Below are 23,995 nucleotides of genomic sequence, written 5' to 3' on the forward strand. Positions count from 1 at the left end.
TTCTTCTTCAGCCTTTAGCTTCTCTTCTTCAGCTTTTTTCTTAGCTTCTGCTTGCTCTTGTTCTTTTTCTTTTTTCTTAGCAGATTCTTTATCTTCTGATTTTCCAGCTTTCTCATTCTTTGTTGTTTGTTGAGAGACTTTCTTATCAGTAGAAGATGCTTGCTCTTTCGTACTAGGAACGAACAATTGATATGCTACAATAGCTACTAATAGTAATACAATAGCGATTGCAATATTTAAAACACCGTTTTGACGACGTTTTTGTTGTTTCTGTTGGAATCTTGATCCTCCTGCCATTCTCCAAACCTCCATGCAGTTTTTCCTAATTGCTATTGTAACATTAAATCTAGAAAGGTTGAACATTTACAATGATATTTTCATGAAATGAAGACATTTCACTATAAATTGCAAGATTACTTTTCATTCTCCAATTGATAGATTGCTCCCACCATATCTTTAAAAATAGGTGTAACTTTATTCACTTTGCTATCAGTCTCTAGATCAACAACAACTAAAGCATATCTTGGATTCTCATACGGAAAATAACCTGCAAACCAGCGATTCACCCTCGTCCCTTTCCCCGTTTGCGCTGTCCCGGATTTTCCAGCGACACTTAGTGGCAACGAACGGAATGCCGTTCCTGTTCCTTTCTCCCTTGTTACAACGCCTCTTAATAACTCTTGTAATGTTTTCACTGTTTCATACGAAAGCTGTTTTCCATTTAACGTATGGCTCTCAAATGTAAAAAAATCCGCTCCATTTTTATATACTATTTTTTCAACAGCTTTCACTTCCATCTTTTCTCCATTCCTCGCAATCGTCGCCATCATATTGGCAATTGCTAGAGGTGATATACGTACATCTTTCTGTCCAATCGCTGTTTGTTCTACCGCTTTTTTATTACTTTTATTTTCTTCATTCCCCCAAATAGTAGTGCCTTTCTCTTCTGACATTTGCTCAAAATGAGGTGTATGAAATACAGAACCTTTCCATCCAACCTTTTCATTTGCTCCTAGAGCTGCTACGTATGTTTCTAACACCGTCCTATCCTTTTGTAATAGCTCGTTACCTAACTCGGAAAATGTCCTGTTACAGCTCCTAGCAAAGCTCTCTTTAAAGTTAAGCGTACCCATCCTAACTTGCGGGTCGTTTTCACCATATAAATCTTTATTACAGTTAAATGTCCGATTAAACAAATTTACTTTTTGATCAATGACTGCAGCTGCAACTACTGTTTTAAAAACCGAGCCTGGAAAATGTGGCGTTAACATTTGATTTTCAAGTGTAGTTTTATATAAATTCTCATCCCTTACTTGTAAAGACGGCTTACTAACCATCGCTAATATTTCATTTGTCTTTACATCAAGTAATACTAATCCCCCCTTCTTTATTTCGTTTGCTTCAATCACTTCTTCTGCTTTTTGCTGCAACTCTTTATGTAAAGTAGTTTGAATCCTAACTGGATAAAATGGATTTCCTGGTGAAGTGTATTTCGCTTGCTTTCCGAAAATTGGTTCTCCTTGCCGATCTACTTGATATAATACTTTTGCCTCTCCATCAGTCAATAGAAATTCATCAAATGATTGCTGTAATCCTGAAATACCTATCGGCGTTTGTTTTGAAATTTTTTTCAATTCTCCATATCGCTTTTGAAATTCCCTTTCGTTCTCCCCTACATCACCAATTAAATGACTTATCTCTCCAGTTTGTTTTAATCGCACTTCAGCTGCTACAATACCTAATACATGTAATTCATTTACCTTCTCCATCTGCTCTCGTGTCACTCGAAATGGAGCAGTTTCTCCTTGTAGGGTAAATGCATTTTTGTTATTTTTCATTTGTCTTCTAATCTCTTGTCTCGACACACCAATGATATGCGCGATTTTCTCTAACATGTCATTTTTTATTTGTAAAAATGGAAAAATAATTAAAACAGGATATTTTTCCTCACCTATTTCTTTACCATTACGATCTATAAACTGCCCACGTCCATCGTCTACTGTAATGGATTGTGTGCGTTGCGTAACACTTTTTTCAATTAAATTTATTTTGCGATCAGTAAATGATTCTGTATCTATAATTTGAATTTGGATTAAACGACAAAGCAATAAAAACATAACGCTCATAAAACAAATTAAAACAATTGTAATTCTCCGTTTTATTTTCATAAAAAACACCTCGTCTATTGTAGTTTAGACGAGGTACTATTTTATTTATACAAGCTCCAAGACAAAAATAGATATTATATAAAGCTATTATTGTTTTTTTGGCTTCTCTAAAAATTTCGTAAGAAGCGATTTAAATTCAGTTTCATTCACTCCAGTGTTTTTAGCAACTTCAATTACAGTAGTTGTTACATTAGCCGCTACTTTTAAATAGTCCTTACTGAAATTATCCATTTCATTTCTTTTTTCTTTTGCATTCTCAACTGTTACAGAATCAATACAAGTAATCATCTTATCTACAATATGTAAATAATTATTTTGTGCATCTATTATTTTTTGAACGTCATCTTTATTACTTACTTTCGATTGTTTTAAATATGTATATGCTTGATTCACTTCATCTTTTAAAATTTTATCATTATTTTTCGCCTGTTCTTGTAACATATTCTTCATATCATCTATTGTTTTTTGATCCATCGAATCTCGCAATAAATAATCTGGATTCCCAATCGCATAATCGTACTTAATCGTTACATCTTGAAATATTTTCATCACAATAGCTAATTGATACGCTACATCAAAATCATTGAATTCCTTTTTATCTCGTGGATTTGCTATGGCTTTTGAACTCTCAGTTGCTTTAATATCCTGTTTTTCTTCTTGCTTCACTTTTTCTCCCTTTGATGATGTAGTTTCCTCTTTCGTTCCGCAGGCAGCAAGTCCTAATATAGAGATACTACAAACCAATCCTGTAAAGATTTTATGTTTCATAATTAGCCCCTTTTCCCTTTTGAAACCTATATTCTCCAATTATGATATCAAAGTTTAAAATGTTTTTTTGACATTTTTTGTCGAATCACTCTAAGGTTTACACAATTTTTTCTATTCTACAGATAAAGTGAAACTTTAATTAGCCCTCACCAAGCGGGCGTTTACGAGCAGTCCGACGCCCACCTAACTTCTTTACTTCCGCTGAAGTTTGAGATAGTGGTCTTACTGCCTGGCAAATAGCGGGATAAAAAAAAAGATTCTCCCGATAGGAGAATCTTTTTTTTATTTTACAGAGACAATCTCTACTTGCATTTCTCCGCCTGGTGTTTGGATTGTTACTTTCTCACCAATTTGCTTACCTAATAAGCTTTTTGCGATTGGAGAATCGTTAGAAATTCTTCCTTCAAATGGGTCAGCTTCCGCGCTACCTACGATTGTGTACGCTTCTTCATCTCCATTTGGTAATTCTTTAAATGTTACTGTTTTACCTAATGTAACAACAGTAGATACTTCGCCATTATCTTTAATGATAACTGCGTTACGAATCATATTTTCTAATTGTGTAATACGTCCTTCTACGAACGCTTGCTCATCTTTCGCTGCATCGTACTCAGAGTTCTCAGAAAGGTCCCCGAAGCTACGTGCGATTTTAATACGTTCTACTACTTCTTTACGTCTTACTGTTTTTAATTGCTCAAGTTCGTTCTCTAGTTTTTGCTTACCCTCTTGCGTCATAGGGTATGTTTTTTCTGTTGACATATTTTCCACTCCTTTTATATACCAATCCCCCGAAAAAAAGAGGAGTTCCATATGAAAACTCCTCCGCTTCCATTGTTAGCGGAGGTTTCTAGTACCCTTGCACTAGCGGAGTTGTCACATACAACCCCGTATTTCCAATTCTTCTTTATATAAAGAAGATATGTATGGAAAGTTGATATAAATATGCCCTCACCTATATATAGATGAGGTTGCATGTTTCATTGTATTCGATAGGAAGGGAAAAAATCCCTTCCTACCGTATATCTTTTACTATGCTATTACAAATTTACTTTTTGTTCAAGAATTGTTGCAATTTTTGTCACCATAATATCAATTGCAACGTGGTTTTGTCCACCTTCAGGGATAATAATATCCGCAAATTTCTTAGAAGGCTCAATAAATTGATTGTGCATTGGACGTACAACATTTACGTACTGATCAATAACTGAATCCATCGTACGACCGCGCTCTTTAATATCACGCTGCATGCGACGCAGAATACGAAGGTCAGCATCCGTATCAACGAATAATTTAATGTCCATTAACTCGCAAAGACGTGGGTCTTCTAAAATAAGAATTCCTTCTAAAATAATTACATCTTTCGGCTCAACTGGAATAATTTCTTCTGAACGCGTATGCAATGTATAGTCATATACAGGCTTATCAATTTGCTCATATGCAAGCAACTGCTGCAAATGTTCAATTAACAGATCATTATCAAACGCAAGCGGATGATCATAATTTGTTTTTAAACGCTCTTCCATTGGTAAATGGCTTTGATCTTTGTAATAATAATCTTGCTCTAAGATTAAAATAGAATGACCTTTAAAATGGTCAAAAATCGCTTTCGTTACACTCGTTTTACCTGATCCCGAACCACCAGCAATTCCAATTACAACAGGCTTATTCGTCCCCATTCGACTATCACTCTTTCTTATTGAAGTATGCTTTTGCGCATCATATTATTCACATACACTCGTTGATCCACTTTGAATTTCACGATTTGCAACGGATGTCTCGCTGCATCTAATTCGTTTCCATCCTCATCCCAAATTTTCTCCACCGTTTGCGTAAAGTTTTCTATTTCTGGTCCAAAGAACTCCACTTCATGTCCTGGTTTGAAATGATTACGTTGCTCAATCGTTACGATGCCCGTTTCTTCATTATAATCTAACACTAAACCAGCAAAATCATACGTTGTTTTCTTACTATGATTTCCAAACATTTGCTCTTGATGTCCTGGAACCCCTTCAAAGAATGCAGGAGCTGTATCACGATTTGCACATTTATCAAGCTCATCTAACCATTCTTGTTTAAACTCAAAGTTATCTGGATCCGCACAATAAGCATCAATTACTTTACGATATACAGTTGCTACAGTCGCTACGTAATGGATTGATTTCATACGTCCTTCTACCTTTAAGCTATCGATTCCGATTTCAATCATTTTCGGAATTGATAAAATTAAATTTAAATCTTTTGGACTCATCGCAAAGTGAGCATCTCCTTCTTGGAATAGAGGAAGCTCTTTTGCATCTTTATGTTGTGATACTGTTTGAACTAAATCATAATCCCAGCGGCAAGATTGGCAACAACCACCACGATTAGAATCACGCGCTGTCATATGGTTACTTAATGTGCATCTTCCTGAATATGCGATACACATTGCACCATGTACGAATGCTTCAATTTCAATATCCACTTTTTCTTTAATTTCTTTCATTTCTTCATAGCTTGCTTCACGAGCTAATACAAGACGATGTAAACCTTCTTCTTTCCAATACTGTGCTGCTTTCCAGTTGGATAGTGATTGCTGTGTGCTTAAATGCACCTCAACAGAAGGCGCTACGCGTTTACAAGTCTCAATGATAAGCGGATCAGCAACGATAATTCCCGTTACGCCAGCTTTTTCAATCCCTTTTAAATATTCCTCTAGCCCGTCCATATTTTCATTATGTGCAAAGATATTTGTTGTTACGTATATTTTTGCTCCATACTTCTTTGCAAACTCAACGCCTTCTGCCATTTCTTCTAGCGTAAAGTTACCTGCATTCGAACGAAGACCAAATTCTTGTCCACCTAAATATACAGCATCTGCCCCGTAATGGATAGCTACTTTTAATTTTTCTAAGTTACCCGCAGGGATTAACAGTTCAGGTTTCTTCACAATAACACGTTTGCCATCGATCACTCGTGAAATTTCTTGTACAGTCATTTCCTACACCCTCCTCGTTTAGTAAACCGTTTCTTTAAAGAAGAATCCTGTATCTAACGGACGATTTACTGGTTGCATTTCTTCTATTTCTTTATATAGATCATCTTTCACGTCATAATATGCATCACGATCTTCTACGCATAAATCAATCGCTTGACGATATTTCTTCGTTACTTCAATAATGTATTCAGAGCTTTTTAGTACACCGTCGATTTTTAAGCTATCAACTTCAGCTTCGATTAGTTCCTCTAATTCATCGATGAAACAAATATCGTTCGGACTCATAATGTGAGTACCATTTTCATCTTCATAAATTGGATATTTATTGTTACGCTCTGGGTCATATAAGAACATATTCTCTTCATATTTTTTCTTTTCAATGTCAAGATTACGTCCTTGATACTCAAAGTAGTTTCCTACTAATGAACGCTTCGATTGGAACATACAAGTCATACCGTGAATTTGTACTTCTAGTTCCACTTCAGCATTTTCTTTTAAATCAACAATTTCATCTAAGCTCAGCTCACGAGCTAATACAGCGCGCTTCGCTCCTCTTTGTCCCCAGTAGTTACAAGTGAACCAGTTTGTTGCTGTCGTTTCTGTATTCCAGTGCAACTGCATATTTGGTGCTACTTCGCGAACAGCCATTAATACCGCTGGATCTCCGAAAACAATTGCATCTACATTTACTTCGTTTAAAAATGAAACGTAATCTGTTAATTCTTCTACTTTATCGTTGTGGAACATAGCGTTCATGGCTACGTATACTTTCACACCATTTTCATGTGCAATCTTCACAGTTTGTTTTACATCTTCACGTGAAAACTCCCCTGCTAAACGTAAACCAAACTTTTGCTCACCGATCATTACCGCATCTGCTCCTGCTTTCGCAAGAGGTTCGATATCCGCCACCGCTCTTGGCGTTACTAACAATTCAGGTTTCTTCATACCTTGGTCACCCTCTCTTTTTACTAACAGCTACTCCATCACCAATTGGGAAAATCGTTGTATCATATCCTTCATGATTCATAAGCCACTCATTGTACGTCTTAATACGACGGATTAAACCACGTGTACGTCTGTTTTCAATTTTCTCTTTTGTCGTTACAAGACCGTGGTACATAACATTATCTGAAATAATTACTCCACCAGGATTTAATAACGGTTCATATAAGTCAAAAAAGCGACGATACTGTCCTTTTGCTGCATCAATAAAAATAACGTCAAATGTCCCGTGTTCTTTTACTTGTTCACCTGTCTCTAACGCATCACCGTAAATAACTGAAATACGATCTGTTACTGGGGAACGTTCTATATATTCAAGTGCTTTTTCATATCGCTCACGATTGCGCTCAACTGTCACAATACGTGAATTTGGAATAGCTTGCATCATACGAATACTAGAATAACCGATTGCTGTTCCAAGTTCTAAAATGCTTTTCGGTCCAATTAAACGTAAAAATTGCAGCATAAATTCCATTCCCAGTCGATCCATAATCGGCACATGATTTTCTGTTGCATATTCTTCCATTTCAAGAATTAATTTATCTTTCGGATCAATAAATGATAATAGGTACTCGTTAACTGCATCCTCCATAAATGGTCCTCCTTATTTACATGGAGAAGTGCCTCTATGACGTCTTTTCACACATAGAATGCAATAAAAATACAAGCCAGCTTTACCCTTAGCTTGTACGTCCCGTTTTGATATTAAAAACGATTCTTCTGCCAGTTTTTAACCCGATATATTTTACCACAAAAAAGAGGGATGTGCGACTTTTTTCGCTATCCCTCCCCATTTCACTGTTTTTTCGTAATGTATTTTTGCTTTAATGCATTATGCTCTTCTAATGTTTTCGCATAATACACTTCACCACTTGGTGCAGCTAAGAAATAATAATAATCTGTTTGCGCAGGTTCTAACGCAGCTTCCACTGAATGTTTACCAGAGTTTGCGATCGGCCCTACCGGCAATCCTTTTACAACATACGTATTATACGGTGAGTTGACCTTTAAATCTTCGTATAATACACGTTGTTTATGCTTTCCAAGTGCATATAATACCGTTGGATCCGTTTGAAGTGGCATACCTTTTGTTAAACGATTATAAAAGACACTAGAGATCTTTTGACGATCTGTAAAACCAGTTGCCTCTTCTTCAATAAGTGAAGATAATGTTAAAAGCTGATGAACATCCCAATTCTTCGCTTTCATTTTCGCCTCATTTTGAACAATGATTGCATTTGTTTTCTCAAGCATTGGAATTACAATTTCTTCTAACGTCGTATCTTTCTTATAAAACGAATACGTTGCAGGATATAAATAACCTTCTAATGGGTATTTAATATTACTATCAAAGATTTTATCTGTTAATAACTTCGGATACTTTTGCTGCATTTTTTGAATAAATGCTTTATCGTTTAATTGACGCGTAACATCATCTTTATTCCACTTTAGTTCTGTCGCAATCGTTTCTGCAATTTCAGTTACTTGCGCCCCTTCTTTAATCGTCACTTTATAAAGAGCTGGACGATGCACGTTGCCAGATGACATTTGTTCGATCACATCTTCAGCATTCATTGAAGGATTTAATAAATATGTACCTGCTTGTAAACTTTTCGATTTAGCCTTTGTATAAAAACTAAAAACTGTACCGTTTTTTACAGCGCCTTTTTCTTCTAAAATTTCTCCAATTTTACTTGTAGATGATCCTTTCGGAATTTCTACTTCAATCTCTTTTTTATTCCCGCTATCAACTGGTCCTAATGCGGATGAAATATACGCATAGACTGAACCACAAACTAAAAGCAGTGCAATAATCGAAAATAAAAAGATGCGTCTACGCTTCTTTTTCACTTGATTCTCTATCAAAACATTTCCTCCTTACTTAATTGTAGACCGTATGTACACCTTTCTATACAGCACGATGTAAAAACGCAACAAATTCACTTATCTTTTTTAATTGATACTTTATTTTTCTACAATCCGTCTCATTATACTACAAAGACTTACACAGTTTCGACAAAAAATCTTTCATTTTACATATAAATACAAAAAAAGATGGACTGTATGTCGTCCATCTTTTCAGTACTTATTATTCAGCTTCTTGCTCATCAGCAATAGTGTTAAACGTTTCTTGTACCATTTCCCACTCTTCTTCTGATTCGATTGGAAGTAAAACTCCGCCCTCTTCTTCATTTTGCTCATAAGCCATTGCATCATAAATTGGGTCTCCATCTTCATCTACTTCACCGATTGGAGAGAAGATTACGTATGATTTTTTACCAAATTTGTCAGCATCAAAAGTGAAAATAATTTCACATAAATGTTCGTTACCTTTTTCGTCTACAATTGTAATTTGACGTTCTTCCATTTTGGTCACCTCTTATTTTCTATCTAAAAATCCTTGTAAGATTACGACTGCAGCCATCTTATCGATTACTTGTTTTCGCTTCTTACGACTTACATCAGCTGAAATGAGTAGACGTTCCGCTGCCATTGTTGACAAACGCTCGTCCCACATTACAACGTCTAATTGTAACAGCTCTCGTAGGTTTTCTGCAAATTGTTGGCACGCTTCACCACGTGGGCCAATTGTACCATTCATATTTTTAGGTAAACCTACTACTATTTTGTCCACATTGTACTGCTTTACTAACTCAGAAATACGATCAAAACCAAAGTGACCTCGTTCTTCGTTAATCTTAATTGTTTCTAATCCTTGTGCTGTCCAGCCCATCTCGTCGCTAATTGCAACTCCGACTGTTTTTGTACCTACATCTAAACCTAATATCCGCATAAACTACTCCTCACGATGATGTTTCAAGTAAGACTTCACAAGCTCTTCAATTAACTCATCACGTTCAAGCTTGCGAATGATGCTACGTGCATCTTTATGGCGAGGTATGTATGCTGGGTCTCCACTTAATAAATAACCGACGATTTGGTTAATCGGATTATAGCCTTTTTCTTGAAGTGCATCATACACAGTTAAAAGTACATCATTTACATGGACACTCTGTTTTTCATCTTGAATGCTAAACTTCATTGTTTTATCAAAACCGTCCATTTCAAGCACCTCACTTATATAGTAAGTATAGGGAGAAGAACTTCTCCTCTCCCTACCATTGTACACTACTATCTCTTTATTTTGAAACAGATTTAACGTACTCTTGTACAAATGCTAAAGCTTCTTCGACTTGAGCTGGGTTTTTACCGCCTGCTTGTGCCATATCAGGACGGCCACCACCGCCACCGCCGCAACGAGAAGCTACTTCTTTCACAAGTTTACCAGCATGGTAACCTTGGCTAATTAAGTCTTTCGTTACACCTGCTAGGATGTTTACTTTATCGTCATTAACAGACGCTAATACAACAACTGCTGACTCTAATTTATTTTTCAGATCATCCATCATCGTACGTAAGTTGTTCATATCTGCAACATTTACTTTCGCTGCTAATACATTCACACCATCAACTGTCATTACAGAATCAGTTAAGTTTCCAGCTTCGATATTGCTTAATTTCGCAGCAAGAGATTCATTTTCTTTTTGCAGTTGTTTCACTTCAGCAAATAGACCATCAACTCTTGTTAAAATATCTTTCGGATTTGTTTTCATTTTTCCTGCTGCTTCTTTTAATAAACCTACTTGATCGTTCATTAATTCGTATGCAGACTTACCAGTTACTGCTTCAATACGACGAGTTCCTGCACCAATACCAGACTCAGCAACGATTTTGAAAATACCGATAGAAGCTGTATTATCAACGTGACAACCACCACAAAGCTCTAAGCTGTAATCGCCAACTTGTACAACGCGTACAACATCTCCGTATTTTTCACCGAATAATGCCATTGCGCCCATTTCTTTCGCTTCTTCGATTGCTTTTTGAGAAATCTCAACATCAATACTTTCCCAAATTTTTTCGTTTACCATACGCTCAATTTTTTCTAATTCGTCAGCTTGTACTTGACCGAAGTGAGAGAAGTCAAAACGTAGACGTTCAGAAGTTACAAGAGAACCTGCTTGGTTAACGTGTGTTCCAAGTACGTCTTTTAATGCTTGGTGTAGTAAGTGAGTTGCTGTATGATTTTTTACAACGCTACTACGGTTTTTCGTATCGATAATAGCTTTTACAGCCGCATCTTTCGTTAATGTACCTTCTTCAACAACAACTTTATGCAAGTTTTGGCCGTTTGGTGCTTTTTGTACGTCTTTTACAAGAACTTTCACACCATCTGCAAGAAGGTAACCACGGTCTGCAATTTGTCCACCACTCTCAGCATAGAATGGTGTTACATCAAGAATTAACTGTCCTTCTTCACCAGCTTGTAAGCTGTCTGTGTATTCGCCGTTTTTCACAAGTGCAACAACGTTACTTTCTGTTGCAACTGTACCGTAACCAACGAATTCGCTCGCTACTTTAATTTCTCCAAGGACACCACCTTGAACTTGCATAGAATCAACGTCTTGACGAGCAGCACGTGCACGCTCACGTTGTTTTTCCATTTCATTTTCAAAACCTTCATGATCAACTGTCATGCCAGCTTCTTCTGCATATTCTTCTGTTAATTCAATTGGGAAACCGTATGTGTCATATAGACGGAACGCATCTACTCCAGAAATAACAGTTGTTTTTTCTTCTTTTGCTTTTGCAATTACTTCAGCTAAAATCGCTTCACCATCATGAAGTGTTTCATGGAAACGCTCTTCTTCGTTCTTCACAACTTTCGCAATGAAATCTTTCTTTTCAAGTACTTCTGGATAGAAGTCTTTCATTACTTCTCCAACAACCGGTACTAATTCAAACATAAATGGACGGTTGATGTTTAATTTCTTCGAATAACGAACAGCGCGGCGTAATAAACGACGTAATACATAACCACGGCCTTCGTTAGATGGAAGAGCACCGTCACCAACAGCGAATGTTACTGTACGGATATGGTCAGCAATTACTTTGAATGCCATATCTTTTTCTAAATCGCCATTACGATATTTTTCACCAGAAATTGTTTCTGTTGCACCAATCATCGGCATGAATAGGTCTGTATCAAAGTTCGTAGGTACATCTTGAACGATAGATGTCATACGCTCTAGACCCATCCCTGTATCAATGTTTTTCTTAGGAAGTGGTGTATATGAACCGTCTGGATTATGGTTAAATTGAGAGAATACAAGGTTCCATACTTCTAAGTAACGCTCGTTTTCTCCGCCTGGATATAATTCTGGGTCACTAAAGTCATTACCGTAAGCTTCTCCGCGGTCATAGAAAATCTCTGTATTCGGTCCACTTGGCCCTTCACCGATATCCCAGAAGTTTTCTTCTAAGCGGATAATACGCTCTTTTGGAACGCCCATTTTCTCATTCCAAATTGTGAATGCTTCTTCATCTTCTGGATGGATTGTAACTGATAGTAATTCTTTATCGAATCCGATCCATTTGTCGCTCGTTAAGAATTCCCAAGCCCATGTAATTGCTTCTTCTTTGAAGTAATCACCAATTGAGAAGTTTCCTAACATTTCAAAGAATGTATGGTGACGAGCTGTTTTCCCTACGTTTTCAATATCGTTTGTACGAATTGATTTTTGAGCATTTGTAATACGTGGATTTTGTGGGATTACACGTCCATCAAAATATTTTTTTAATGTAGCTACACCACTATTAATCCACAGAAGAGATGGATCTTCATGTGGAACTAGTGATGCACTAGGTTCTACTGCATGTCCTTTTTCTTGGAAAAAGTCTAAAAACATTTGACGAATTTGTGCGCCTGTTAGTTGTTTCATTGTATTTTCCTCCTTAAATATAAAAAACTCCCGTCCCTATAAAAGGGACGAGAGTTAACTCGCGATACCACCCTAATTATGAATTGATTACAATAACAATCAATTCATCACCTCATGGTGCCGTAACGTGGCAAGACGGCAGTGATTAGCTGCTCTCAGGATTAGCTTTCTGTTACCCTTCATTTAAAGCTTCTTTCAGCCATATGGAAGCTTCTCTCTATAAATGGACTGTAACGTACTTGTTCCGTCATTGATTTAATGTATTATATGACTAAATATAATAGAATTCTCTTAAGTTTGTCAATGTAGATAATCATTTATATTGTATTAATTGCTTATTAATCATAGGTATTCTACTATTCATTCTTAACAGCCTTTTCATATATTATGCGTTTATTAACAAATCGGAATCTCCTTATAAGAATGATTTATAAAAATTTCTAAATATTACTTTTTTTGCTATAATTAAATTATTGTTAATAAAATAAAGGAGCGATCACAATGACAACCTTACTTAGCAAAGCTAAAAACATATTAGCGACTGACGAAACGATATTATTTTACGCAGCATGTTCATTAGACATATTTATTTATCGTTCCGTCGCAAGGCCAGGATTGCTAATTTTAACGAGCAAAAGACTATTCTTTTATGGGCCAGATGTAAGTAAGGATCCAATATTTGAAGAGTACTCTTTCGCAAAAATTTCTAATCTAAAAGAACAAAAGCGTCTTTTCAACAATCAAATTATATTTATGTATGATAACGAATGGAAAAAAATAAAACATATTCAAACAAATGATGTGAGCTCCCTCATTCAAAAAATACACGAGCAACTTTCTAAATAAATATATGATTAGCCCTCTATTTCTTACATAGAGGGCTTCTATACTTACACATCTTCTTTTTTCAAGAGCGGTCTCACATGAACAATGACAGTGCGAATAACTGCTAAAATCGGAACCGATATTAGCAATCCTACAATCCCAGCTACCTCTCCCCCAACTAGTAAGGCAAGCATAATAATAACGGGATGCATACGAAGTGACTTACCAACGATGTAAGGCGATAAAATGTTACTCTCCACAAATTGCAAAATCGCAATCGTGATCCCCGCCTTAATAAGTAAACTCGTTGATACTGTTGCTGCAATCATTAACGTCGGGATCGCTCCTAAAATAGGACCGAAGTATGGGATTATATCCGTTACCCCAATAATAATGCCAAGCAATAATGGATATTTCATACCGATAAACCAAAAAGAAAGAGCTGATACTCCCCCTAATACTAAACAAACAAATAACTGTCCTCGAATATAGCTTCCAAGTGACTTATCAATTTCTTTCGCAAGCATTTGCCCCGTACCTCGCCATTTACTTGGGACTAGTTTCCAAAAGATATGATAAAACTCACCATAATCTTTTAATATGTAAAATACAATGAACGGTATTAAGAAAATAATGAGCAATGAATCGAGTACACCACGAGCTGTACTCATCACTTTATTTAAAAGCGCTTGAATCTTCGTTTCCACACCCACAAAAAGTTGTTTCACCTTTTCATGAATGAACGAAGGGAAATTCGCTGTTTGTTCTGTAACGCCATCCATCCACGAATCGTACATCTTTGTAAACTGGGGAAATTGTTCATTAATCTCTTGTAACTGTTTAATAACGACTGGTGTTCCTTTATAAATCCCATAACCAATTCCGCCAAAGAAAAGGATATAAATGAGCAAAATGGCAAGTGTACGGGGCATCCCTTCCTTATGAATTTTTTCAATTAAAGGGTGCAATAAATAGGCAATAAAACACGCGATAAGAAACGGCGTGATTGCTACTTTAAATACAAAAATAATCGGTGCCCATAGCGGCTTAATTTTTAAAAAGACGAGCAGACAAAGAAAAACAAGTAACAATAATCCTAAACGATATATCCAAATGATTTTAAGATTCTTCACATGAAAAACCTCCTCCACCTTTATTTTGAAAATAAATGGGGTAGGTTATGTGCGAAACTTTTAAAATCTTTTCATACGGACCATACTGTTTTTTAAAGACGTACATATAAATAACATAACAAGGACAACCACCCCTGAGAATACAGCATGAATTAATATAATCAGGAGGGCTAATTATGGTTTTGTTTATGCTTGGATTATCAGCACTTTTTATGATTCTTGAATGGATTTGTATCGGGTTCGGTATTTGGAAGGGGTTCTTTATTCATTCCTCACGTAAAGAAAAAGCGAAGCAATTATGGCAGTATGGAATACTTGGCGTTGGCTGCTACGGTCTATCTTATCTTTTCTCAGAGATCGGACTTTTTTATTTGCATATGGGTGCATAAAAAAACTCCCTTGTCTACAAGGGAGTTTTTCAATTTATCGAAATGATTATAAGTAAGACTTAATCATCTTACGTGCTTTTTTCATATTGCGTTTTGAAAATACATCTTGTTTACGAGCATATTGATATGCTGCAGCTCCAACACCTAATGCGATTAATGAATTGCGTAGATTCAAAGTAAATCCCCCTTTTCGTTATCCGATCGTTCTTTCATTCTCATCAAATAAATCATCAAGAGAGCTTAATGAACCGTCTTCCTCAACTTGATGTGTATGGATTTTCCCCTTTGAAACCGATAATTCGATATAACAATTCCAGCAATAAAATTGGTTGACACCTATTTTTCCAATGTCTTTCCCTTTGCAATTTGGACAAATGAACATATGGCTTTCATCTCCTTACAGTCTCCCAGATTCTATTCGCCATTATGTCCAAACTGCATTCATTTATACATTACTGGAGCCTTTCAACGCTATGCGTTTGAAAGTTTCACTATATAATTTCACCTTGTTACATGAAATCATACGGTGAAATGTTTTCCACGTCCATTTCCTCGCCATTAACTGTGACCATCTGTACTTCTCCTTGTGATTCTTGCAAGCGACTAGCTAAAGTTGTTTGACGCATTGCATCATCAAGGCGATTTACACCAGATTGGAAAGCTGCTTCCTCCCCGCAAATAATAAGGAACTTCTTACTTCTTGTAATACCCGTGTAAATTAAATTACGACGTAACATACGGTTGTAACTTTTCACGATTGGCATAATAACAATCGGAAATTCACTACCTTGTGATTTATGAATGGAACAACAATATGCATGCGTAATTTGATTTAAATCGGGCTTCGTATACGTTACCTCAATTCCATCAAATGAAACGATAATCATATCTTGTTGCTCAACGTTTTCTTTTGCATAAAACACCGAAACAATTTCCCCAATATCACCATTAAACACTTGGCTCTCCGGCTGATTCACGAGTTGCAGTACTTTATCACCTCTTCGGTACACAACATCACCGTAAGCAATTTCTTTACTCTTTTCCCTCTTCGGATTAAATACTTGTTGCAGCGCTTCGTTTAATACATTAATACCAGCAGGCCCGCGGTACATCGGTGCTAATACTTGAACATCCCTTGCACTAAAGCCTTTTGTTTTAGCATTTTCGCAAACTTTTTTCACAACCTCAACAATTTGAGCCCCTGTACAGCTGATAAACGAACGATCTTTTTTGTTTTGCGCTAAATCTGGTGGTAGAGTTCCATTTTTTATCGCATGGGCAAGTTGAATCACTGATGAGCCTTCCGCTTGACGATAAATTTCAGTAAGCTTCACTGTCGGAACTGCGCCTGCATTTAATAAATCTTTTAATACTTGTCCAGGTCCTACAGATGGCAACTGATCTTCATCACCTACAACGATAACTTGAATATTCGTCGGCAACGACTTAAATAGCTGATTTGCAAGCCAAATATCAACCATTGAAAATTCATCGATAATAAGGAGCTTACCTTGGACAGGATCCGTTTCATTACGCTGGAAAGATCCTTCTGGCGTCCAACCAAGTAAACGGTGAATTGTGCAAGCTGGAAGTCCTGTCGATTCACTCATCCGCTTCGCTGCTCTTCCTGTTGGAGCTGTTAATAGTATTGGAAATGGATTATCATCACTGTATTCATTCGGATTTAACGATAATCCGTGAAGTGACGCATACATTTCAACAATCCCTTTAATAACTGTTGTTTTCCCTGTTCCTGGTCCACCTGTTAATAACATCATCGGTTTATGAAGTGCCGTTTGAATTGCTTCTTGCTGAAACGGTGCATATTGTACGTTCAGTTGTTCTTCAATTTCACCTAACGTTTTTAACACTTCCGCTTCTGGAAATGAAGGTGTTTCTTCTTGATTCATAAGCCTGCGAATAGACTTTACAACACCTTTTTCAGAGTAGAATAACGTCGCTAAATACACTCGTTCTTCTTCTATGATGACTTTCCCTTCACTTTGCATCGTTTCAATACAACCTATAATATCTTCCTCAGTCACTCTTCCTTCTTGATTGTTTAAAAGTGACATCGTTTCTCTTACAAGTTGATCTTTCCTCATATAAACATGACCAAGTTGTAATGAGACATTCTCTAATGTGTAAAAACATCCCGCTCGTACACGGTCGTCATGATTACCCGATATCCCTAACGCACGCCCTATATCATCCGCTCTTCCAAAACCAATCCCGTCCACTTCTTCAATAAGTTGATACGGATTATTACGAATCACTTCTAATGTCATCTCTTTATATTGCTGGTAAATCTTAATAGAAAGTTTCGTTCCAAAACCGTAGCCATTTAAAAAGCTCATTACTTTCTCTAATCCTTGATGTTCAACAATTGTCTCATATATTTCCTGAGCCTTTTGTTTATTAACAACACCATTTAATGCCTCAGGGTCATCCATAATTTTAGAAATAGCATGTTCTCCGAGATGGTCCACAATTTTTTCAGCTGTACGCTTTCCTATCCCTTTAAATAAATCACTCGCTAAATATTGCACCATACCTGCTTTTGTTTGCGGCAATTCTTTTTTAAATGTTTCAACCATATATTGTTTTCCATACTTTGGATGGTCCTTAAAATGACCAGTCAATGTAAACACTTCATCTTCATGCATGCGGGGAAAATGACCGTTTATCATTACTTTCTTTTCGTCATACGTTTCATTCGTTTCAATGACTTTCATACTGACAACGGAATAGAGGTTTTCTTCGTTGTGGAAAATGGTATGAAGAACTTGCGCTTTTATAAACTTTTTCTCTTCCTCAAACAAATCCATTGCATGTTGATTTCCCATCTTTCCTCTCCTTTCCGATATTTTCACTTTAATGAGCAGTACATCCCCCACCTTTTTAGATGAGGGATAACTACCCATTAAACTATATTTTTATCTTATTCAGCTTCTTGCTCTAATAAACGAACGCCATTACCCGCTAAAAAGTGATCTGGCTGAATTTCAGTTGCTTTCTTAAATAAAGCGAGAGCCTTCTCATTATTTTCCTCAAATACGTACGCAACACCTAAATTGTAATACGCATCTGCATGCTCTTCATCCATTTCTAATACCTTTTCAAAATAAGGTTTCGCCTCTTGAACATGTTCTAATCGCGCGAAGCAAAGTCCGCACTGGAATACAGCTTCTACATCGTTTTCATCTAATTCTGTTGCTCTTTGTAAGAATGGTAGTGCAAGACGATCATTTCCAAGCTGTACATGTGTGATACCTAACATAAATGTTACATCAGCTGATTGTAATCCAGCTTGCATTGCTTGTTCAAATACAGCTTTCGCCTCAGTAAATTGCTCTTGGCCATAATATACATTTCCTAAACCATAATAGGCAGCTGCAGATTTATCATCTAACTCTAGTGCGCGTTTATAAAATAAAATCGCTCGCTCGCTATCACCTAATACATCTAATAAATTTGCAAAATTAATGTATCCAAGCGCATCTTTCGGATTTTCTTCGATTGCTTCTGTAAAATTTTTAGCTGCTTCTTCCCAGTTTCCTTCTTGCATATATTGAATACCTGTTTCAAGTTTGTTTGACATGTCCTTCACCTCTACAACAAATTATAACAAAGAATGTATTTTCCAAGCGAACGAAAATTCGCTTTATGTAAAAGAAACCTCTAACCGCTAATCGGCAGAGGCTTCTCGTTTATCCTAAATAATCCAATTTCTTACCACTACGGTATACTTCATCAATTGTAGCACCGCCTAAGCACTCATCTCCATCATAGAAAACGACTGCTTGTCCTGGTGTAATTGCACGAATTGGCTCATCACAAAGAATACGAACTGTATTTTCATCAACGATTTGAACCGTTACTTTATTGTCTTCTTGACGATAACGGAATTTCGCCGTGCACTTAAATTCTGTTTCTTTTTCTTTGTTACTTACCCATCCTACATTCGTAGCAATAACTTCATCACCATATAGAAGTTCGTTATGGAATCCTTGATCAACATATAAAATGTTTTCTTTTAGATTTTTCCCAACAGCAAACCATGGATCACCATTACCACCAATTCCAAGGCCATGACGTTGTCCAATTGTATAATACATTAAACCGTCATGCTTCCCTTTCACTTCACCAGATAATGTTTGCATTACACCTGGTTGTGCCGGTAAGTAGTTACTTAAGAAATCTTTAAAGTTACGCTCACCAATGAAGCAAATACCTGTACTATCTTTTTTCGCCGCTGTCGCTAAGCCAGCTTCTTTCGCCATTTCACGAATTTGCGGTTTCTTTAATTCACCTAACGGGAACATTGTTTTTGATAATTGCTCTTGGCTTAATTGATTTAAGAAATATGTTTGATCTTTATTGTCATCAACGCCGCGAAGCATTTTATATTCGCCGTCCATATAAGCAACGCGTGCATAATGGCCTGTTGCCACATAATCCGCACCAAGCGCAATTGCATGCTCTAAAAATGCTTTAAATTTAATTTCTTTATTACACATTACATCTGGGTTTGGTGTACGACCAGCTCGATACTCATCTAAGAAGTACGTAAATACTTTATCCCAGTATTGTTTTTCAAAGTTTACTGCATAATACGGAATACCAATTTGGTTACACACTTCAATTACATCATTGTAATCTTCTGTTGCTGTGCAGACACCATTCTCATCTGTATCATCCCAGTTTTTCATAAAAATTCCGATTACATCATAACCTTGCTCTTTTAATAAAAGTGCTGCTACAGATGAATCGACGCCACCGGACATTCCGATGACAACGCGTGTTTCGTGAGGTAGTTTGTTCATCATGTCACCTCCCATGCTAATTTTGTGTTAATCGCTTCACGATTTTCACTGTTTCGTACGCCGCTTTTTCAATTTGCTCTTTCGTATTTCCAAGTCCAAAACTAAAGCGTACGGATGAACGTATTTGATCGGAGTCTTTTCCAAACATCGCTACTAATACATGTGATGGATCAATCGAACCAGCTGTACAAGCAGAACCGCTTGATACTGCAATGCCAGCAAGGTCTAAGTTCACAAGAAATGGTTCAATGTTCATTCCTGTAAAACTTACATTAAGTACATGCGGTAAGCGATGTTCTAAGTTTCCGTTTACCTCGAAAGTAATGCCTTCATTTTTGAAGACAGATACCATTATATCTTTAAACTCTTCATATTGGGCATTTTTTTGCTCACGAGTTTTTTCAGCTATAAGAATTGCATGCTGAAGCCCAGCAATACTAGGCACATTTTCCGTACCAGCACGGCGTTTTCTTTCTTGCTCTCCGCCTATTAATAACGGTTCAAATTTCACATTTGCACCAGCGTATAAGAACCCTACACCTTTTGGCCCATTAATTTTATGAGCTGAAATTGATAATAAATCAATTCCAAACTCTTTCACATTAATTTCTACTAAACCGTAAGCTTGTACCGCATCTGTATGGAAATAAGCTTGATGATCTTTTAGCAACTTTCCTATTTCCACAATTGGTTGCATTGTCCCTACTTCATTATTCCCAAACATAACAGATACAAGAATCGTCTCTTCTGTTAATGCCTTTTGTATGTCAGAAACTTGAATAAGCCCTGTTTCATCGACAGGTAAATATGTCACTTCAAACCCTTCACGCTCTAACAATTCGCACGTATGCAAAATCGCATGATGTTCAATTTGCGTCGTTATTATGTGGTTACCTTTATGACGGTTCGCACGTGCTACACCGATAAGCGCTAAATTATCAGCTTCTGTACCACCGCTCGTAAATATAATTTCATTCGGATTCGCATGAATGCTGCGTGCACACACTCGTCTCGCCTCATCTACTGCATGGCGAGTTTGACGTCCATAAAAGTGAATACTAGACGGGTTCCCGAATATTTCTGTCATATATGGAATCATCTTTTCGACCACTTCTGGGTGAGTCGGAGATGTCGCAGCATGATCTAAGTAAATGCGTTCCATTAAATCTCCTTCTTTCCAAATCGTTTCACAAGGAATTAAATGTAAAACATATAGCCCCCGTGATTTTCTTCCTCATAACGTACTAAATCTTCTAACGTTGTACTATCTAACACTTCTTGCACCGCATCACGAACACGCATCCATAACTGGCGCTGTGCTGGCTCTTCTTCTTCTATCATTTCTACAACACTAATCGGTCCCTCTAATACACGGATTACATCCCCAGCTGTAATGTTAGCCGGTTGATCAGATAATACATATCCGCCGTATGCCCCGCGCGTACTCTTTACAAGACGAGCGTTACGAAGTGGTGAAATTAATTGCTCTAAGTAATGCTCGGATAAGTCATGCGCCTGCGCAATTGATTTTAATGAAATCGGACCTTCACCAAACTTTTTTGCAAGATCAATCATAATTGTTAAGCCATAGCGGCCTTTTGTTGAAATCTTCATCTATTTTGCACCTCTTTTCAAATTTTCACTTCTATTGGTTATATCTTATTTATAAAAAGAACACAATTTAAAATCCTATGAAATTATAGCATAATATAGTATTATAAGAAATTTCAACTTGTGTATCAAAATGATAACATAAAATCACATTGAAAAACTCGGAAATTATTACAATTGAAAGAAAAATGAAAATATTAATCTTCATTTTCCCCATAAAACAGCATCCTATTTCAAATTCCGTAGAAAAAAATGATACGATAGAACGAGATTATATATTAAGGGAGACGGTCCAAATGAAACAACCACTCGCACATCGAATGCGCCCTACAAATATTCAAGAAATTATTGGGCAACAACATTTAGTTGGTGAAGGAAAGATTTTATGGCGAATGGTCCAAGCCAATCATTTTCAATCTATGATTTTATACGGTCCTCCAGGTACAGGAAAAACATCCATTGCCAGTGCAATTGCAGGAAGTACCGGTACCCCGTTTCGTCTATTGAACGCTGTTACTCACAATAAAAAAGATATGGAAGTTGTCGTACAAGAAGCGAAGATGCATCGACATCTCGTTTTAATTTTAGATGAAGTTCACCGTCTAGATAAAGCAAAGCAAGACTTTCTATTACCTCACTTAGAAAGCGGACTTCTTACTTTAATTGGTGCTACGACAAGTAATCCATTCCATGCAATAAACTCCGCTATTCGAAGCAGGTGTCAAATTTTCGAATTACACGCACTAACAGAAGAAGATATTTTAATTGGGTTAAAAAGAGCTTTAGAAGATAAAGAAAAAGGGCTTGGAGAATATGCAGTAACGGTAACAGATGAAGCACTACATCACTTTGCAAATGCCTCTGGTGGTGATATGCGTTCCGCTTATAACGCACTTGAGCTTGCTGTATTATCTAGCTTTACTACAGACGATCAAGCGGCTGAAATCACACTCGAGATTGCAGAAGAATGCTTACAAAAGAAGAGCTTCGTCCACGATAAAGGCGGCGATGCTCATTATGACGTATTATCAGCATTCCAAAAATCAGTGCGCGGAAGTGATGTAAATGCAGCACTCCATTATTTAGCACGCCTTATTGAAGCAGGTGATTTACAAAGCATTGGCAGACGCCTTCTTATTATGGCTTATGAAGATATTGGACTTGCTAGCCCACAAGCTGGACCACGTACACTAGCTGCAATTGAATCAGCTGAACGAGTTGGATTCCCAGAAGCACGCATCCCACTTGCAAATGCCGTTATCGAGCTATGCTTATCACCAAAATCAAATTCAGCTTATAAAGCACTTGATGCTGCATTACACGATTTACGCAACGGCCAAACAGGTGACATTCCAAGCCATTTAAAAGATAGTCATTACAAAGGCGCAGAATCACTTGGAAGAGGCATTGGATATTTATATCCGCACGACCATCCAAACGGCTGGGTAAGGCAACAATACTTACCTGATAAAATAAAAAGCAAGCAATATTATAAACCGAAAACGACAGGAAAATTTGAGCAAGCACTTTCTACTGTTTATGAAAGATTACAAACTTCGAATAAAACGAAAAATAAAGGGTAACATAAACGAAAACGTCACCATTATGGAGGCTTCGCTTATGAAAACATGTCAAGATGCATGGACAAAAGAAGATGATCTCCTTTTAGCAGAAACTGTTTTACGACATATTCGCAGCGGAAGTACACAAATAAAAGCATTTGATGAAGTTGGCGATGCGTTGAACCGGACTTCAGCAGCTTGCGGCTTTAGATGGAATGCTGAAGTAAGACCGAATTACGAAGATGCGGTGCAGCTTGCAAAAAAACAACGTAAAGAATTAAAACGTTCTGAAGCTAATATAGAAAAAGATCGGTTCACGAAAACGAAACAACTCGTAATTGACGCCGATTTTTCAGAAGATATTACGCCAAGTAAACAAGATCTTACGATGCAAAATGTCATCTCATTTTTGCAAAACTTGGAGCATAATAACCCTTCACTCGCAAAGTTGCAAACGGAAAATGATGTATTACAAGCTCAGCTCACTTCTCTGCAAAAAACGAATCATGAACTTGAAACGAAATTAGCGGTACTCACAAAAAAACAACAAGCAATCGAAGAAGATTACGCGATGCTTGTTCGAATTATGGATCGTGCTCGAAAACTTGTTTCAGTCGAAGAGCAAGAAGAGCAAATTGCCCCAATTTTCAAAACCGATCAAAATGGGAATTTAGATATTATTTATTCTGCAGAGAATTAAAAACAGGGATGTCACTTTTTTAACTGAGTGACATCCCTGTTTGTTTTCGGTGAACCATATATAGATATCGGTAAATGAAATTATATTAACGGTTTTTCGAATATATCTATCACAACTTGCAATATATCAACGATTTTTCAAATATATCTATCACAACTTGCAATATATCAACGATTCAATAAAGGATATCGATTTAACGACAAAGATTGACAATAACATTCCTCCTTGTCATACAAGGAAACTCCTAAAAC

The 23,995-nt window shown here is 36.8% G+C and carries 24 protein-coding genes, 1 pseudogene and 1 other annotated feature; of the genes and pseudogenes, 4 read left to right on the plus strand and 21 right to left on the minus strand.

Going from position 1 to position 23,995, the window contains the following annotated elements; genetic code table 11:
* The 13 genes and pseudogenes from MR107_RS23915 to alaS all read right to left on the minus strand — a co-directional run.
* A pseudogene (locus tag MR107_RS23915) lies at positions 1 to 297 on the minus strand (YrrS family protein); the annotation flags it as partial.
* A 116-nt stretch (positions 298 to 413) separates the two neighbouring features.
* Positions 414 to 2,168, minus strand: a complete 1,755-nt coding sequence (locus tag MR107_RS23920) for a peptidoglycan D,D-transpeptidase FtsI family protein (RefSeq protein ID WP_000695149.1) — start codon at positions 2,166 to 2,168, stop codon at positions 414 to 416.
* A gap of 87 nt (positions 2,169 to 2,255) precedes the next feature.
* A complete protein-coding gene (locus tag MR107_RS23925) occupies positions 2,256 to 2,936 on the minus strand; it encodes a hypothetical protein (protein ID WP_242292806.1) in 681 nt (226 codons plus the stop codon).
* Between the two features lie 282 nt (positions 2,937 to 3,218).
* Positions 3,219 to 3,695 (minus strand): transcription elongation factor GreA, encoded by a 477-nt coding sequence (gene greA / locus MR107_RS23930; protein ID WP_014894880.1) that lies wholly within the window; start codon positions 3,693 to 3,695, stop codon positions 3,219 to 3,221.
* A 278-nt stretch (positions 3,696 to 3,973) separates the two neighbouring features.
* Positions 3,974 to 4,612 (minus strand): uridine kinase, encoded by a 639-nt coding sequence (gene udk / locus MR107_RS23935; RefSeq protein WP_000537078.1) that lies wholly within the window; start codon positions 4,610 to 4,612, stop codon positions 3,974 to 3,976.
* 17 nt (positions 4,613 to 4,629) lie between these two features.
* Positions 4,630 to 5,910, minus strand: coding sequence for a peptidase U32 family protein (locus MR107_RS23940; protein WP_000217974.1), 1,281 nt, complete (start codon positions 5,908 to 5,910; stop codon positions 4,630 to 4,632).
* Positions 5,911 to 5,928: 18 nt separating this feature from the next.
* Entirely contained in the window at positions 5,929 to 6,858 is a 930-nt protein-coding gene (locus MR107_RS23945) for a peptidase U32 family protein (RefSeq protein ID WP_000742801.1), read from the minus strand.
* A 7-nt stretch (positions 6,859 to 6,865) separates the two neighbouring features.
* A complete protein-coding gene (locus MR107_RS23950; protein WP_000389102.1) occupies positions 6,866 to 7,507 on the minus strand; it encodes an O-methyltransferase in 642 nt (213 codons plus the stop codon).
* A gap of 203 nt (positions 7,508 to 7,710) precedes the next feature.
* The gene (gene mltG / locus MR107_RS23955; RefSeq protein WP_000572139.1) at positions 7,711 to 8,781 is read right to left on the minus strand and encodes an endolytic transglycosylase MltG; all 1,071 of its coding nucleotides are present in this window, start codon (positions 8,779 to 8,781) and stop codon (positions 7,711 to 7,713) included.
* 223 nt (positions 8,782 to 9,004) lie between these two features.
* A complete protein-coding gene (locus MR107_RS23960) occupies positions 9,005 to 9,283 on the minus strand; it encodes a DUF1292 domain-containing protein (protein WP_000392730.1) in 279 nt (92 codons plus the stop codon).
* A gap of 12 nt (positions 9,284 to 9,295) precedes the next feature.
* On the minus strand, positions 9,296 to 9,709 hold the full coding sequence (ruvX, locus tag MR107_RS23965) for a Holliday junction resolvase RuvX (protein WP_001221192.1): 414 nt from the start codon (positions 9,707 to 9,709) through the stop codon (positions 9,296 to 9,298).
* A gap of 3 nt (positions 9,710 to 9,712) precedes the next feature.
* Positions 9,713 to 9,979 carry an IreB family regulatory phosphoprotein gene (locus tag MR107_RS23970; RefSeq protein ID WP_000348590.1) on the minus strand — a complete coding sequence of 89 codons (267 nt, stop codon included), beginning with the start codon at positions 9,977 to 9,979 and terminating at the stop codon, positions 9,713 to 9,715.
* A gap of 76 nt (positions 9,980 to 10,055) precedes the next feature.
* Entirely contained in the window at positions 10,056 to 12,698 is a 2,643-nt protein-coding gene (gene alaS / locus MR107_RS23975; RefSeq protein WP_000811825.1) for an alanine--tRNA ligase, read from the minus strand.
* 40 nt (positions 12,699 to 12,738) lie between these two features.
* Positions 12,739 to 12,958 (minus strand) — a binding site (T-box leader).
* Between the two features lie 241 nt (positions 12,959 to 13,199).
* Here alaS and MR107_RS23980 point away from each other — a divergent pair.
* Entirely contained in the window at positions 13,200 to 13,544 is a 345-nt protein-coding gene (locus MR107_RS23980) for a PH domain-containing protein (protein WP_242292807.1), read from the plus strand.
* Positions 13,545 to 13,588: 44 nt separating this feature from the next.
* On the opposite strand, the gene MR107_RS23985 is transcribed toward MR107_RS23980, so the two are convergent.
* Entirely contained in the window at positions 13,589 to 14,656 is a 1,068-nt protein-coding gene (locus MR107_RS23985; protein ID WP_000793128.1) for an AI-2E family transporter, read from the minus strand.
* A 176-nt stretch (positions 14,657 to 14,832) separates the two neighbouring features.
* Between MR107_RS23985 and MR107_RS23990 the strand changes: the two genes are divergently transcribed.
* Positions 14,833 to 15,045 carry a hypothetical protein gene (locus MR107_RS23990; protein WP_000242535.1) on the plus strand — a complete coding sequence of 71 codons (213 nt, stop codon included), beginning with the start codon at positions 14,833 to 14,835 and terminating at the stop codon, positions 15,043 to 15,045.
* 46 nt (positions 15,046 to 15,091) lie between these two features.
* Here MR107_RS23990 and MR107_RS23995 read toward each other — a convergent pair whose 3' ends face one another.
* From MR107_RS23995 to cymR, 7 genes are all read right to left on the minus strand, one after another.
* The gene (locus MR107_RS23995) at positions 15,092 to 15,220 is read right to left on the minus strand and encodes a YrzQ family protein (RefSeq protein WP_001053553.1); all 129 of its coding nucleotides are present in this window, start codon (positions 15,218 to 15,220) and stop codon (positions 15,092 to 15,094) included.
* An 18-nt stretch (positions 15,221 to 15,238) separates the two neighbouring features.
* Positions 15,239 to 15,427, minus strand: a complete 189-nt coding sequence (locus tag MR107_RS24000) for a hypothetical protein (RefSeq protein ID WP_000469281.1) — start codon at positions 15,425 to 15,427, stop codon at positions 15,239 to 15,241.
* A gap of 127 nt (positions 15,428 to 15,554) precedes the next feature.
* A complete protein-coding gene (gene recD2 / locus MR107_RS24005; RefSeq protein WP_000528082.1) occupies positions 15,555 to 17,891 on the minus strand; it encodes an SF1B family DNA helicase RecD2 in 2,337 nt (778 codons plus the stop codon).
* A 95-nt stretch (positions 17,892 to 17,986) separates the two neighbouring features.
* Positions 17,987 to 18,646, minus strand: a complete 660-nt coding sequence (locus MR107_RS24010; RefSeq protein ID WP_000066409.1) for a tetratricopeptide repeat protein — start codon at positions 18,644 to 18,646, stop codon at positions 17,987 to 17,989.
* A 109-nt stretch (positions 18,647 to 18,755) separates the two neighbouring features.
* Positions 18,756 to 19,871 (minus strand): tRNA 2-thiouridine(34) synthase MnmA, encoded by a 1,116-nt coding sequence (gene mnmA, locus MR107_RS24015; RefSeq protein ID WP_001038010.1) that lies wholly within the window; start codon positions 19,869 to 19,871, stop codon positions 18,756 to 18,758.
* A 16-nt stretch (positions 19,872 to 19,887) separates the two neighbouring features.
* On the minus strand, positions 19,888 to 21,033 hold the full coding sequence (locus tag MR107_RS24020) for a cysteine desulfurase family protein (protein ID WP_000439881.1): 1,146 nt from the start codon (positions 21,031 to 21,033) through the stop codon (positions 19,888 to 19,890).
* A gap of 35 nt (positions 21,034 to 21,068) precedes the next feature.
* The gene (cymR, locus tag MR107_RS24025; RefSeq protein WP_000704116.1) at positions 21,069 to 21,485 is read right to left on the minus strand and encodes a cysteine metabolism transcriptional regulator CymR; all 417 of its coding nucleotides are present in this window, start codon (positions 21,483 to 21,485) and stop codon (positions 21,069 to 21,071) included.
* A 293-nt stretch (positions 21,486 to 21,778) separates the two neighbouring features.
* Between cymR and MR107_RS24030 the strand changes: the two genes are divergently transcribed.
* Both MR107_RS24030 and MR107_RS24035 read left to right on the plus strand, forming a co-directional pair.
* Entirely contained in the window at positions 21,779 to 23,065 is a 1,287-nt protein-coding gene (locus tag MR107_RS24030; protein ID WP_000812943.1) for a replication-associated recombination protein A, read from the plus strand.
* A 37-nt stretch (positions 23,066 to 23,102) separates the two neighbouring features.
* Complete coding sequence (locus MR107_RS24035; protein WP_242292808.1) at positions 23,103 to 23,744, plus strand: RsfA family transcriptional regulator; 642 nt, start codon at positions 23,103 to 23,105, stop codon at positions 23,742 to 23,744.
* Positions 23,745 to 23,995 lie beyond the last annotated feature (251 nt).

The organism is Bacillus cereus group sp. BfR-BA-01441 (assembly GCF_022663075.1).
GTDB classification, from domain to species: domain Bacteria; phylum Bacillota; class Bacilli; order Bacillales; family Bacillaceae_G; genus Bacillus_A; species Bacillus_A cereus.